Source organism: Streptomyces sp. NPDC048639, from assembly GCF_043199075.1.
GTDB lineage: Bacteria > Actinomycetota > Actinomycetes > Streptomycetales > Streptomycetaceae > Streptomyces.
On sequence record NZ_JBICVP010000012.1, the window covers coordinates 82,744 to 97,117 of the forward strand.

Consider the following 14,374-nt stretch of genomic DNA (forward strand, 5'->3'; position numbering starts at 1 on the left):
TCCTGCGCGGACGGCTCGCGGCGTCGCCGACGCGAAGCCGGTGATGAACGCTCCGTGATCAACGGCGCCGCCATGGCTGCCACCGCGCGGCCTCTTCCTCCCCGCCCCGCGCCGTCCTCCGAAGGCCAGGGACCGTCCTCCCGGGCGCCGTTGGGACGAACGCAAGCACTGTCAGCATGCTGCCCCCACCCGTGCAACAAGCTGTCAGCCTTCTGTCTGTTACGCCCACTCCCCCGCTGGCAGGGTCATGCGTGCCCGCTAGTTGACCAGCTAGGCAAGGGGGAGAAAGTGACCGGAGTATCCAGCAAGCCAACGCTCTCGGCGCGGACAGCGCTCGTCCTGGGACTCGGTGCGACCGCCTTGTGCACATCAGCCGGTGCCGCGGCGGCGACCTCCTTCGAGGGTCCCCCGTCGTCGCCGCGGCACCTCTCCCGGGCCTCCGCGGACGTGATTCCACAGCGCCTGCTCGACACGTTCTGTGACGTTTGGGACAGGGCGGCCGACCGTCTCTCCCGCCCCTCCGCGCCGGCGGAGTTCCGCGTCTGCGTCGACGGCCGGCAGTAGGCGGCGATGCGATTTCAGCTGCTCGGCCCGCTCAGCATCACCGACGGGCCGGAATCCGTCGTGCTCGCTCCGTCCAAACCCACCATCCTGCTCGCCTCCCTGCTGCTCCACGCCAACTCCGTTGTCTCGACGGAGTATCTGCTGCGGACCGTCTGGGGCGAGGTCCAGCCCGCGACGGCGAAGGCCGCTCTCCAGACGTGCGTGCTGCGGCTGCGGAGACTGTTCACCAAGTACGGGGTGACCGAGACGCCCATCGAGGCGGTGCCCGGCGGCTACCGGATCATCGCGGGCGAGCAGAACCTCGACCTCATCGGGTTCCGCGAAGGCGTGCGCCGCGCAACGCAGTTGACCCGCGATCCTGAGGCGGAGCTCGACGTCCTGAGGAACGCCCTTGCGCTGTGGCAGGGGTCGCTGCTGGCGAACGTACGGTCCGACGTCCTGCACCGCGACGAGGTCCCGCGGCTGACCGAGGAGCGTCTGCGGTCCGTCGAGCGGGCCTGCGATCTCGAACTGGCGCTGGGCCGTTGCGGCGAGGCGCTGGTCGAGCTGTGGAGCGCGACGCGAGCCCACCCGGGCCACGAGCGGTTCCGGGAGCAGCTCATCGAGTGCCTGTACCGGACGGGGCGGCAGACCGAGGCGCTGGCGGAGTACCGGCGGGTCAAGGGGTACCTGCTGGACGAGCTGGGGGTGGACCCCTCCCCCGCGCTGCAGCGGCTGGAGCTGGCCATTCTCCGCGGCGACGATCTCGGCCCGGCCTCCGACAAACGCCCTTCCGCGCAGGTCCTGGCGCTCACGGCGGAGCGGGTGCGGGAGGAGAAGGTGCCCGCGGCGGCCACCGCACCTCCCTCCACGCCTGCCGTCCTGCCGTCGGTGCCCGCGGTGCCGTCGTTCAGCGGGCGTTCCGCGGAGGTCGCGGCCATGACGGCCCGGCTCACCGAGGAGAGAGGCGGGCCGGCCACGGTGCTGGTCTCCGGCGCCCCGGGCATCGGGAAGACGGCGCTGGCCTGCCATGTCGCCCAGCTCGTCCGCGAGCACTTCCCCGACGGCCGGCTCCTGGTACGGATGACCGGCCCCGGCGGCGAACCGCGCGGTGCCGCCGAAGTGGCTGCGGAGCTTGAGGAGTTGAGGGTGCGGACCGGCAGCGGCGACCGTGTCCTGCTGGTCCTCGACGACGTACTCACCGCCGGCCAGGTGCGCCCGCTCCTGCCGTCCGCGCCGGGCGCCGCCGCCATCGTCACCAGCCGCCGGGGCCTGGCGGGCCTGGTGGCGACCCACGGCGGCTCGGTGCACCGGCTGGGCACGTTCGAGGAGGCCGAGTCCCACGAGCTGCTGCTGTCCGTCCTGGGGACGGACCGGGTGAACTCCGAGCCCGAAGCGGCAGCGCGACTTGCCGAGATCTGCGCCCACTACCCCCTGGCCCTGCGGATCCTGACCGCCCGGCTGCTGACCCGCCCGGGGCTCAGCCTTGCCGACAGCGTCCGCTGGCTGGCCGACGACCCGATGGCCCGGCTCTCCCTGACCGACGACCCCGGCATGTCCGTCGAGCAGGTGCTCGGCGAGGCGCTGGACCGCCTGGGGCCGGGCCTGGCCGCCGCCTTTCTGCGGATCGGCTCCCTGGCCCACGACAAGGTGCGGGCCGAGGACTCCGCGGAGGCGCTCGGTCTCCCGGTGGCCGCGGCCGAGGAGGCACTGGAGCGCCTGGCCGATGCCGGACTGCTCGAAGAGGGGCCGCCCGGTCCGTACCGGATGCATGAGCTCCTCCGCGTCTACGCGTGTAGGACGCCCCACCACACCCAGACCACACAGAAAGTGTGACCCCCATGGCTGCAGAAGCGTTCGAAGCGCTGGCCGGGACCCGGCCGCGCGTGAACCGGGACGTGCTCTTCACCGAGACGCCCGGAGGCGTGCTCTTCCACAACGCCGACGGCGGATTCCATCTGACGGGGCGTACGGCGTACCGGTTCGCGTCCCTCCTCGTCCCGCATCTGAGCGGCCATCACACCCTGGCCGCCATCTGCGACGGCTTCGGCCCGGCTCAGCGGACCATGGCCGCCGAGCTGGTGAAGACCCTGTACAAACGCGGCTACGCCCGCGACATCCCGGCCGGGAATGCCGAGCCGGAGCCGGGGCTCGAAGCGGACGTGACCCGAAGATTCGCCGCGCAGATCGCCTACGTCGACCACTACACCGACAGCCCCGTCGAACGCTTCCGCCGCTTCCGCGACACCAAGGTCGCCGTGCTGGGCGGCGACGCGGTGGCCCAGTGGTGCGCCCTGAGCCTGGTGCGCAACGGCTGTGCGCGGATCGGCGTGCTGCGCGACTTCCCCGAGGTGCGCGCCGAGGCGGACCAACTGGCCGCCAGGGGCTGCCCGGTGGACGTCGAGCGCCTCGACGGCCCCGGCACCCCGGCGGAGCACGGGCCCGACCGCACGGGCGCGCACCTGGGCTGGGACGACCTCGCGGACTACGACGTCGTCGTGGTCACCGGCACCGGCGCCGCCCGCCATGTCCACCGGCTGCTGTCCGACGGAGTGCCCCCTGGCCGCACCGTGATCCCCGCGTGGGCCTTCGGCAACCGCTCCGTCATCGGCCCTCTGAGCACCCCGGGCTCCAGCGGTTGCTGGTCCTGCGCCCTGCTGCGCCTCGGTGCCAACGTCGACGCGGGGGCGGCGGCCGACATCTGGCGCGAGGTCGCCGTCGGGCGTCCCGTCCCCTCCCCGGTGGACGGAGCGCTCATCGGACCGGTCGCGGCCATGTCCGGCAACCTCCTCGGCTACGAGGTCTTCCGCCTCACCACCGGAGCGCTCCCCGCCGAGACGGACCGTCAGGTCCTCGTCCAGGACCTGGAGTCGCTGGACGTCGTCGCGGAGCCGCTGCACCCCCACCCCGAGTGCGCCCTCTGCCCGCCCGCGGCAGGCGCCGCCGAGGAGGCCGGACAGGTCCTGGCGACCGGGCCTTCACTGCCCCGGACCCCGACCGTGGAGACGGCGCGTGACGCGGAAGGACTCGTCGACGACCTCAACCGCACCAGCGACGCCCTGGTCCGCCCCCTCGCCGGAGTCTTCACCCGCTACGACGACGAGGAACTGACGCAGACCCCGCTGAAGGTCAGCCGTGTGGAGATCGCGCTCGGCCACGGCCCTCGGCGGACGATCGCGGCATTCGACGTGCACCACCTGGCCGGTGCCCGTATGCGTGCGCTGTACGCGGCTGCCGAGGCCTACGTCGATCATGTGGTGCCGGTGACCGACCTGGTCGCGCCGCCCTCCCCCCAGGAGGAGCGGTCCGCGTCCGGCCGGGCGGTACTGAGCCCCGCCGCGCTGACCACCGGCGGCGGTACGGGTGCCACGGAGGCCGACGTGACGGCGTGGACGACCGCCTCCTCGCTGCTGACCAAGGAAGAGGTGCTGGTCCCGGCGGCCGCGGTGCGGACCTTCGGCTCGTACAACCGGGCGCGGCTGCATCTGGCCACACGCGCGGGTGCGGGCGCGGGCGCGAGCCCGCAGGAGGCGGCGGGCCGCGGTCTGCTCTCCGCCCTGTCGCACGACGCGCTGCTCCATGCCGTGCGCGGCACCGCCCGTGTCAGCCCGGTCGCGGAGGACGGGCTCGAAGAGGCGATCATGAACGCGGAGTTGGTGTTCCTGCTCAAGTCCGCGCGCAATCTGGGCGTCGCGGTGGAGCTGCTCGATCTGGGTGAGAGCGAACGCTCGGGCGCGTACGCCGTCCTCGCCCGCGAGACCGGCGGCGAGGGCGCGGCCCGGTGGGCCGTCGGCTGCGAGCTGTCCCGGGCGGCCGCGGCGTCTGCGGCGCTGCGGGACCTCCTGGGCGCGGTGCAGCTCGCGGCCGAGACGGACAACGGGACGGACGGCGATGAGAGCGCCGTCGACACCGGCGACCCGCTGCTCGGCGACCTCGACGCGGGGACCGTCGCCGTCACCGACGCACCCGTGCCCGCCGATTCCTCCACCGCCTCGTGGGACACGGTGCTCGACCGGCTGCGCGCGGCCGGCCGGGACGTCCTGGTCGTGCCCACGACACCGGCGGACCTGCCGGCCGGCGGCATCCGAACAGCCCGCGTGCTCCTCACCGTTCAGGCCCCGGGCGGCACCGATGCACACTGATTCCGTGCCCCGGGACACCGGGCGCACCGCGGAGGGCGGGTCCGCGGCGGCGGAGGCACGACGCGCCCCGGGAGCGCCGGGCACCCCCGCCGGCCGCGAGGACGCCGCGGCGTCCGGTGTGCCCGAACTCCTCGCCCCCTCCTGCGGGCAGTTGGCGAAGCTGCTGCGTGGGGACCTCGCCGCCCACGGCAGCACGACTGCCGTCGACATCGGGCTGCTGGGCGTACGGAACGCCTTCGCGCCCGATGCCCCCAGTCCGATCGCCGCTGCCCGAACCTCCGCTCCGGAGCGGGGAGTCGGGGACGACCACACTCCTGCCGAGGTCTCCGGCGGCTCCCCGGCCGTACCCGTCCACCTCTACGGGCGGCACGCCGTCGCCGGGCCCTTCCCGCCCGCCGGGCAGGCCGCGGCACACCCGCGCCCCTGCCCCCGCTGCCTCACCCGCCGCTGGCAGTCCGTGCGGTCGATCGCGCTCCGCGAGGCGCTCGAACTCGGCGCCGGCACCCGGGCCGCCGGTGCGTCGCCGTACGTCACGCCCTTCGCCGCCACCGCCCTCGCCGGTCTCATCGCGGCCCGGGGCGAGGGCGCCGGCGAGGACTCCGGCCCCTTCCCGGCCGTCCATCTCGTCGACCTCCAGACCCTGGAGGTCAGGCGCTACCCGCTCGTCCCGGACCCCGAGTGCCCTCGGTGCGGACGGTCCGAGGAGGACACCGCGGAGGCGGCCGCTCTCACACTCCGGCCGGCGCCCAAGCACAAGCCGGGCACGTTCCGCGTACGGGACCTGCGCACCTACGACCTGCCGGTGGAGCCGTACGCCAATCCGGTGTGCGGCGCCCTGGGCCCGTCCGTCGTCCACGATGTGTCCTCGACGTCGACGTCGGCCACCATCGGCTGTTTCTCGATGCGTTCGGGCGAGTATCTGCGCGAGACGTTCTGGGGCGGGCACGCCGACACCTTCGCGGACAGCGTGCGCATCGGCGTCCTGGAGGGCCTGGAGCGGTACGCGGGCATGCGTTCCCGCGCGAAGACCGCGACCGTACGGGACTCCCTCGACGGGCTGCTGGCCGCGGGCGAGCATGCCCTCGACCCGCGTGAATGCGGCCTGTACTCCGAGGAGTTCCACCGGGCGAACCCCTATGTCACGCCGTTCTCGCCGGGTCGGGAGATCCCCTGGGTCTGGGGCTGGTCCCTCCGCGACAACCGCCCGGTGCTCGTCCCCGAAGTGCTGACGTACTATCACGCACCCGGTGTCGAGAACCGGTTCGTGCAGGAGAGCTCCAACGGCTGTGCGTCCGGCGGCTGTCTGGAGGAGGCCGTCTACTGCGGCCTGATGGAGATCGTCGAGCGGGACGCCTTCCTCCTCGCCTGGTACGGGCGGGCCGCGCTCCCGGAGATCGACCCCCGCACCAGCACCCGCGCCTCCACCCGTCACATGGTCGACCGGCTGGAGATGTACGGCTACGAGGCCCGCTTCTTCGACACCCGGATCACCTTCCCCGTCCCCGTCGTCACCGGCGTCGCCGTCCGCCACGACGGCGGGCTCGGCCGGATGTGCTTCGGAGCAGGAGCCGGCCTCGACCCGGAGGCGGCACTGGCCGGGGCGCTCTGCGAGATCGCCACCGACGCGGTCAACCTCCAGGGCAGGACCGAGCGGGACGAGCCGAGGCTGCGCGCCATGGCCACCGACTTCGCCAAGGTCGAGGCACTGCACGACCACCCCCTGGCGTACGGCATCCCGGAGATGGGCGACCACGCCCACTTCCTCATCGGCGAGCCGGGTGCCCCGCGCCCGCCGAAGCGGCCGATGGCCGAGCTCTACGGGAACGGCTCGGTGCCCACCCCGTCGGCGGACGTCCGCGACGACCTGGACGTGTGCGTCCGCTCCGTGACGGACGCCGGATTCGACGTGATCGCGGTCGACCAGACCATGCCCGAACAGCGGGACCTGGGACTCACGACGGTCTCCGTCATCGTCCCGGGCCTGCTGCCGATCGACTTCGGATGGCAGCGGCAGCGGGCGCTGCGCATGCCACGGCTGCGCACGGCTCTCCGGGAGGCCGGGCTGCGCGACCGCGACCTCGCCCCCGAGGACCTCAACCCGGCCCCGCACCCCTTCCCCTGACCGAGGAGCACACCATGGGGTACGCCCATGACTACGCCGCCGCGATCCTGCGGCGCAACCGGGTCGGCATGGAGCCCGTCGGCTTCGTCCCCGACTGGCCCGACGGACCGCGCAAGACCAAGTACTACCCGGGGGTGGACAGCCTGCCGCTGCCCACCGGCGACTACCCGGCCGACGCCACACTGGAGCGCGGGCTGGATCTGTCCGGCGCCGAACCGCCGGGCGGCGAGAGACCCTTCGACCTGGACGCGCTCTCCGGCATGCTGCTCGACTCGTACGGCCTGACCGGGCGCCGGCTCGGCGTACAGGCCAACAGCGATCTGAGCGCGCTGCCGTTCTACCCGCTCGCCAACTGGTCGCGGGGCACCGCGTCCGGCGGCGGCCTCTATCCCCTCAGCATCTACTGGGTCTCGGGGCCGAGCGGCCCGCTGCCGCCCGGGGTGCACTACTACGCCACCCGCCACCACGCCATGCAGCGGCTGCTCACCGGCGATGTGTCCGGGGAGGTGCGGGCGGCGCTCGGGGAGGGCGCACCGGGCGCCGGTACGACCGACCAGTACCTCGTCGTCGGCGTCAAGCACTGGCAGAACGCCTTCAAGTACAACAGCTTCTCCTTCCACGTCGTGAGCATGGACCTCGGCGCGGCCGTGCAGACCTGGCGCATGTGGGCGCGGGCCCGCGGGCTGTCCGTCGAACCCGCGCTGTGGTTCGACGAGGAGCGCCTCGCACGGCTGCTGGGGGTGCGCACCGAGGAGGAGGGTGTCTTCGCGGTGATCCCGCTCCGCTGGGAGGGCGCCGGCGAACGGTCCGACGCCGCCCTGCGTCCGGCTTCGGTGGTGCCGGCCGACGGCGCCACCGCCTCGGTGCGCCACCGCGACGTCGAACGGTCGCGCACGGTCCTCACCTTCGAGGCGATCCTGAAGATGCAGGCCGCCACCGCCGAGAACGCCACCGCACGCCCCGCCCCCGGAGCCCTCGCTCCCGCCGCCGCCCCGCCCGCGGGCGAGGGCGAGCGGCTTCCGCTCCCGGCGGCCGAGCCGCCGGCCACCGATGTGCGCACCGCGCTGCGGAACCGCCGCAGCAGCTTCGGCCGCTTCGACGCCCAGCGCCCCGTCACCGCCGCACAGCTCGCCACCTGCCTGGCCGCCGCGCACTCCGGTGCCCGGCTGGGCGGTGACACCGCCCACGCGGAGGATCCGCCGCTGGCCAAGCTGTACGCGGTCGTGAGCCATGTCGAGGGCGTCGCGCCGGGCGCGTACGCCTACGACCCGGACACCCACGAGCTGGAGAAGGTCAAGGACGGGCCGCTGGGCCTGTTCCTGCAGAAGAACTACTTCCTGGCCAACTACAACCTGGAGCAGGCCGGGGCCGTGCTGGTCTCGACCATCCGTACGGACGCGGTGCTGGACGCCGTGGGAGACCGCGGCTACCGCCTGGTCAACGCCACGATCGGGGCGATCGCCCAGACCCTCTACACCGCCTCATCCGCCATGGATCTGGGCTGCGGTGTGGCCCTGGGCTTCGACAACATCTCGTACATCGAGGAACTCGGCATCGAGGACACCGGTGAGGCTCCGCTGCTGATCATGATGATCGGCAACGAGCGGCCGGATCCGGCCGACTTCCGGCACGAGATCGCCTGAGCGGATGCGTACCGGAAGGAAGGAACTCCCCATGCTGAGCCGCCGGTTCATGCTCCGCGTCGCCGGACTCCCCGTCGAGTCCGTGCACGGCCTGCGCTGCCCTGAGAGCCGCCGCTGGGCGGACGACGTCCTGGCCGAGGACGCCCGGCTGCGCGCGGAGGGCGAGTCCGTCGGCGACCGCCTGCACGCGATGGTCGGCGGTTGTACGGACGAGACCAAACGCCGCGCGCTGCTGTCCCTGCGCCGCGAGGTGTTCAACAACCGCCTGCCGCGCGACCCCGGCGCCGCCCTCGCCCTCGTCTCGTCGCTCGACGCTTCAACGGCCCGGGCGCTGGGCGCCTGGTTGGAGGACCGGCGGGAGTGGAAGGCCCGCCGCGCCCAGGGCGCCGGTCTGCTCGCGGCCGACCTGGGGCGCTCCCGGGAAGAACTGCGGCGCCTCGCGGGCGAGGAGCGGCTGCGCAAGGGGCTGCTGCTCGCCTCGCCGTCGCTGGACGCGCAGATCGACGACTTCGTGGCCAAGGCGGGCTCCCGCCCCGACAAGCGGCAGCGCAAGATCGAGCGGTCCCTCGTCGCGTACCTCTACCGGACGGCCTGCAAGACCAGCCCGTTCAGCACCTTCACCGGTGTCGCGCTCGGCGCGTTCACGGCGGCCGAGGGGCGGGCGGCCGGTGACCGTACCGTGCGGATCGACGCGGAGTGGACCAGCCATCCGCAGCTCAACGTCGTCGCGCTGGGCCGGCTCGCCGAGGCCGTCACCGACCACCGGGAGCGGCGTGCCGACCTGCCGGTCTCCCTCGCCTCGGGCTGGGGCCGGGACGACGACCGGGTGCGCTATGTCCGCCGCCTGGTCACGGCGGGCGACGACGACACCGCCGTCACCTTCGACTCCGTCAAGGACCGGCTGTTCTTCCTGCGCCGCAGCGGCACGCTGGAGCGGATGCTCTCGCTCTTCGAGCAGCAGCCGGTGCTGCGCTACGGGGAGTTGGTCCGCTGGCTGGCCGCGGAGCAGGGGGCGCCGGAGGAGGAGTGCGAGCGCTATCTGGAGGCGCTGCTCGGTCTCGGGATGATCGAGGTTCCGGGGCTGCGCACCGGCGTCCACGACATCGACCCGCTGCACGCCTTCCAGGACTCGCTGCGGGGTCTCGACCGGCCCTGGGCGCGGGAGCTGGCGCAGGCGCTGGACGGCCCGGCCTCCTGTGTCGAGCGGTTCGCGCACGCCGAGCCGTCCGAACGGCGCGGTCTGCTGGAGGAGTTGCGCGGCGGGCTGCGTCAGATCCAGGAGGACCTGGGCACCGAGCAGGCGAAGGTGCCGCAGACCGTGCTCTACGAGGACGCGGTCGCCGGCCGTGACGTGGCCTGCGATCCGGCGGCCTGGACGGGGCTGGCGGAGGGACCGCTGCGGGCGGTCGAGCGGGTACTGCCCGCATTCGACCTGACGCTTCCTCAGCGGATCACGCTCAAGGGCTTCTTCCTGGCCCGCTACGGACAGGGCGGCCGCTGCGACGACCTCCTGAAGCTGGTGCACGACTTCCACGAGGACTTCTTCGACCAGTACCTGTCGTTCACGGCGGGCCGGAAGGCGTACGACGCCGAGGGACGGTACGTACCGGAGGAGAACTGGCTCGGCCTCCCCCAGATCAAGGCCCTCGACACCGCCCGGCAGGCGTTCTCCGGGCAGATGCGAGCCCTGTGGGACGCGTGGAGCGGCGCTGCGGCCCGGGGCGAGGCAGGCGGGGAGCTCTTCCTCGACGAGGCGTTCCTGGACGAGGTCGCGGGTGAACTCACCACCGTCACCCCGGACTTCGCGACGCTCAGCCATCACGTCCAGCTCTCCGACGGGGCGCAGGGGCCGCTGTTCGTGCTCAACCGCTCGTTCGGCGGGCTGTCGTTCCCGTTCAGCCGCTTCACCCACTGCTTCGACGGCCTGGACGAGGAACTGCGCGCCCACGCCGGGGCGATCGAACCGGACGGCGTGGTGTTCGCCGAGGTGAGCGGCGGGTCGGTGACCAGCAATCTCAATCTGCACGGCCGGCTGACCGACCACGAGATCGTGTGCCCCGGCGAGACCGGGACGCTGCCGCCGGAGTGCCAGATCCGTCTGGACGACCTCTTCATCGAGCACGACGAAGCGGCGGACCGGCTCGTTCTGCGCTCGGCGCGGCTCGGCCGCGAGGTCGTCCCGGTCTACCTCGGCTATCTCGTACCGCTCGCCCTGCCCGAGATCCCGCGCACCCTGCTGCTGCTCTCCCCCACGTCCATCGCGCCGCTCGATGTCTGGGGCGGGATTCCGGAGGGCGAGCCGGAGGACGGGGTGACCCGGCGCCCGCGGGTCCGCCACGGCAATGTGGTGCTCAGCCGCCGCCGCTGGAGCGCCCCTGCGTCCGTCCTGCCGCTGCGCACGCCCGGGGTGAGCGACGAGGACTGGTTCCTGGAGTGGCACCGGTGGCGGCGGGCCCACGGTCTGCCCGACCGGGTCTTCGCGACCGTGTCGGACGGTGGCGGGCGCGGCGCGACCGGGTCCAAGCCGAGCTGTGTCGACTTCGACAGTTTCCTGTCGCTCACGGCGTTCGAGGCACTGCTCAAAAGCCCGGGGGCCCGCGTGGTGTTCCGGGAGATGTTGCCCGAGGAGGACGGCCTGCACGCCGTCTCCGACCGCGGCCGCCACGTCGCGGAACTTGCCGTGGAGACGGTGTTCTCCACCCGAGGGAGTGATGAGACGTGACGACCGGCACCGGAAGCAGCGCGAGCACCGGCACGGGTACCGGAAGCGGGGAGGGGCGCGGCGCCTGGCAGGCGACGCACATCTTCTACGCCGCCAATCCCCGACCCATGTTCCTTCAGTGCATCCGGCCCCTCGTCGCCGCACTCGAGGCGGACGGGCTGCTGGCGAACTACTTCTTCATCAACTACTGGCTGCAGGGGCCGCACGTGCGGCTGCGCATCCGCCCCTCCTCCCCCGAGGCGGAGCCGGAGGTGCGGCGCCGGACCGAGGAGGCCATCGACGCCTTCCTCGCCGAGCGTCCCGCCCTCTACGAGGTGGACTCCGGCTTCCTCCGCGACTTCTACGACGCGCTCTTCCAGATCGAGTTCCCGGAGGCCGACCGCGGCACGTACCTGGACGAGCAGGGCCGGATGCGGCTGCAGCCCAACAACTCGCGCTGCGCCGTTCCTTACGAGCCGGAATACGCCAAGTACGGCGGCCCGGCCGGGATCGAGCTCGCCGAGTGGCACTTCCGCCACTCCAGCGATCTGGTCATCGACGCCTTCCGCACCAAGAACCTCCATCTGCGGACGGTGCTGCTCGGCACGTCCGCCCAGTTGATGATGGTGATGTCCGGTTGCTTCATGCCCGAGGACGACCGGCTGTCCGGCTATCTGGAGAGCTACTACCAGTTCTGGCACCGGGCGTTCCCCGACACCGGTTTCATCGGGACCGACGAGTACGACCGCAACTACGCCGAACTGGCGCCCGATCTGGCCCGCCGTTTCGCGCACATCCGCGGGGCCGTCGCCTCGGGAGAGCCGGGCCGGCTGCCCGCGTTCGTCGACGGCTGGGCGGCCCACTGCCGTGAACTGCGCGACCGCGCGCACGACTTGGCGGTCCGGGGAGACCTGGTCTTCCCGACGGCGGACGGGGAGCTCGTGCCGTTCACCGATCCGGACCAGGCACTGCCGCGCCTGCTCTCCCCCTATATGCACATGACCAACAACCGGCTGCATGTGACCATCCGCGACGAGGCGTACCTCTCGCACGTGCTCGCCCGCGTCCTGCGGGAGTTCACCGTCGGGGCCGGCACATGACCACGACCCAGGCCCAACTCGCGGAGTACCGCCCGGCGCTGCGGAAGAGGATCCTGATCAGCAGCGGGCTGCTGCACGGTCCCCGCACCGTCCACCTCATCAAGGACGCCGACAGCGGCCGGTCCTTCGAGGTGGGCGTCAAGGAGCACTTCCTCATCTCGCGCATGGACGGCAGCCGCAGCCTGGAGGACATCGGGACGGACTACGCGCAGGAGTACGGCCGCAGACTGGGCGACACCAACTGGCACCGGATCCTGGGGATGCTGGGCAGCCGGGGCCTCCTGCAGGACACCGAGCGCGCGCCCGTCACCTCCATCTCGGCCGGCCCCAGGGTCAGGAACAAGCGGAAGCACGCCCGCAACAGCTTCATGCGCGGCGACCGGCGGCTGGTCACGGACGCCGATGCGACCACGGCGCGCCTCCACCGGGCCACCGGCTTCCTCCTCGCGCCGTACGCGATGGTGCCGCTGCTGCTCATGGTCGGCGCCATGGAGGTGGTGATGCTGCTGCACATGGGCGAATTCGTGCTCGGCGCATGGGGGTTGCTGCGCAATCCCATCCTCCTGGCGGGGGCCGGCTGCCTCATGTGGCTGAGCACGACGTTCCACGAACTGGCCCACGGCGTCACGGCCCGGCACTACGGCGGTCATGTCACCGAGATCGGACTGCGCTGGCGGCTGCCGCTGATCATGATGTATTGCGAGGTCGACAACTACCTCTATCTGCGGACCCGCGGCCAGCGGATCGCCACCGCCGTGGCCGGGGCCGTGATGAACCTGCTGTTCCTGCTGCCGTTCTGCGCCGCGTGGCTGTTCGTCCCCTCGGACGATGCCACCCACGACGCCCTTGCCGGGCTGGTCTTCCTGGGCAGCGCCCAGGCCCTCGCCATGCTCGTCCCGCTGCCGCCGCTCGACGGCTACAAGATCGCCGCCCAGCTCGCCGGTGCCACCCAACTGGCCGCCTCCAGCCGGGCCTACCTCGTCCTGGCCGTCCGTCGCGACCCGGCCGCCACCGCCTACCCGCGCCGCGCGCGTATCGCCTACACGGCCTACGTGCTCGGCACCGTGCTCGTCATCTGCGCCCTGCTCGCAGCCGTCGCAGCACTCGTCCTCTTCCTGCTGACGACCCTGTGAATCCGATGACCACCAAGGAGAACGCGGTGAACACCACCCCTGCCAAGGGCACGCAGCCACCCGAAGCGGCGGCCGTGCTGGACGATGTGCGCAAGACGTACGGCGGTGTCCGGGCCGTGGACGGAGTCTCGCTGGCCGTGCGCCGCGGCGAGTTCTTCGGCCTGCTCGGCCCCAACGGCGCGGGCAAGACGACCCTCGTCGAGATCATGGAAGGACTGCGGAAAGCCGACTCGGGGACGGTCACGATCCTCGGCCACCACCCCTGGCCCCGCGACGTCCGGCTGCTGCCGCGCCTCGGCGTGCAGACCCAGGCCTCGGCGTTCTTCGTCCGGCTCACCGCGCGCGAGCACCTGGCGACGGTGGCGGCCCTCTACGATGCGCCGCGCCGCTCGGTGGAACGGACCCTGGCCATGGTCGGCCTGACCGAGCACGGCGCCCAGCGCGTCGAGGACCTGTCCGGCGGGCAGCGCCAGCGTCTGGCGATCGCCTCGGCCCTGGTCCACGAACCCGAACTCATCTTCCTCGACGAGCCCACCGCCGCCCTCGACCCGCAGGCCCGGCGCGCTCTGTGGCAGGTGCTGCGGGACCTCAAGAGCGCGGGCCGCACCATCGTCTACACCACCCACCACCTCGACGAGGCCGAGGAGTTGTGCGACCGCGTCGGCATCATGGTGAACGGACGGATCACCGCTCTGGACACCCCCGGCCGTCTCGTCGCGGCGGGCAGCCCCATGACGCGGCTGCTGGTGCCCGCCGACCGGCTCACCCTCGACCAGGCGCAGGCCATTCCCGGTGTCCAGCAGGCCACGCTCGAAGGCGACACGGTCGTCCTGGAAACCCTCGACTCCGGACCCGTCCTGTCGGCGGTCGACGCGATCGCGGGACTCCAGGGCGTACGGACCCGCACCGCCACTCTCGAGGACGTCTACCTCGAACTCACCGGAACCCCCCAGGGCTGAGCCCGGTACGAGCGCACGAAAGATACGGAGG

General features: G+C 72.5%; 8 protein-coding genes. All 8 read left to right on the forward strand.

Going from position 1 to position 14,374, the window contains the following annotated elements:
* Positions 1-570: 570 nt before the first annotated feature.
* The 8 genes from ACGFNH_RS28740 (at position 571) to ACGFNH_RS28775 (ending at position 14,343) form a co-directional block, all read left to right on the forward strand.
* Complete coding sequence (locus ACGFNH_RS28740) at positions 571-2,379, forward strand: BTAD domain-containing putative transcriptional regulator (protein WP_393658630.1); 1,809 nt, start codon at positions 571-573, stop codon at positions 2,377-2,379.
* A gap of 5 nt (positions 2,380-2,384) precedes the next feature.
* Positions 2,385-4,685 carry a TOMM precursor leader peptide-binding protein gene (locus ACGFNH_RS28745; RefSeq protein WP_393658632.1) on the forward strand — a complete coding sequence of 767 codons (2,301 nt, stop codon included), beginning with the start codon at positions 2,385-2,387 and terminating at the stop codon, positions 4,683-4,685.
* Between the two features lie 118 nt (positions 4,686-4,803).
* Entirely contained in the window at positions 4,804-6,807 is a 2,004-nt protein-coding gene (locus tag ACGFNH_RS28750; protein ID WP_393658864.1) for a TOMM precursor leader peptide-binding protein, read from the forward strand.
* A 14-nt stretch (positions 6,808-6,821) separates the two neighbouring features.
* Complete coding sequence (locus ACGFNH_RS28755; protein ID WP_393658634.1) at positions 6,822-8,450, forward strand: SagB family peptide dehydrogenase; 1,629 nt, start codon at positions 6,822-6,824, stop codon at positions 8,448-8,450.
* Between the two features lie 31 nt (positions 8,451-8,481).
* The gene (locus ACGFNH_RS28760) at positions 8,482-11,172 is read left to right on the forward strand and encodes a lantibiotic dehydratase (RefSeq protein ID WP_393658636.1); all 2,691 of its coding nucleotides are present in this window, start codon (positions 8,482-8,484) and stop codon (positions 11,170-11,172) included.
* A complete protein-coding gene (locus ACGFNH_RS28765; protein ID WP_393658638.1) occupies positions 11,169-12,251 on the forward strand; it encodes a lantibiotic dehydratase C-terminal domain-containing protein in 1,083 nt (360 codons plus the stop codon). Before ACGFNH_RS28760 ends, ACGFNH_RS28765 begins: the two co-directional genes overlap by 4 nt.
* A complete protein-coding gene (locus ACGFNH_RS28770) occupies positions 12,248-13,384 on the forward strand; it encodes a metalloprotease (RefSeq protein ID WP_393658639.1) in 1,137 nt (378 codons plus the stop codon). Before ACGFNH_RS28765 ends, ACGFNH_RS28770 begins: the two co-directional genes overlap by 4 nt.
* A 5-nt stretch (positions 13,385-13,389) precedes the next feature.
* Positions 13,390-14,343 carry an ABC transporter ATP-binding protein gene (locus ACGFNH_RS28775; RefSeq protein ID WP_393658640.1) on the forward strand — a complete coding sequence of 318 codons (954 nt, stop codon included), beginning with the start codon at positions 13,390-13,392 and terminating at the stop codon, positions 14,341-14,343.
* The last annotated feature ends 31 nt before the right edge of the window (positions 14,344-14,374 follow it).

Coding starts and splice junctions, on each gene's coding strand:
- ACGFNH_RS28755 (WP_393658634.1), top strand. CDS start 6,822: ATGGGGTACGCCCATGACTACGCCGCCGCGATCCTGCGGCGCAACCGG.
- ACGFNH_RS28760 (WP_393658636.1), top strand. CDS start 8,482: ATGCTGAGCCGCCGGTTCATGCTCCGCGTCGCCGGACTCCCCGTCGAG.
- ACGFNH_RS28745 (WP_393658632.1), top strand. CDS start 2,385: ATGGCTGCAGAAGCGTTCGAAGCGCTGGCCGGGACCCGGCCGCGCGTG.
- ACGFNH_RS28775 (WP_393658640.1), top strand. CDS start 13,390: ATGACCACCAAGGAGAACGCGGTGAACACCACCCCTGCCAAGGGCACG.
- ACGFNH_RS28740 (WP_393658630.1), top strand. CDS start 571: ATGCGATTTCAGCTGCTCGGCCCGCTCAGCATCACCGACGGGCCGGAA.
- ACGFNH_RS28770 (WP_393658639.1), top strand. CDS start 12,248: ATGACCACGACCCAGGCCCAACTCGCGGAGTACCGCCCGGCGCTGCGG.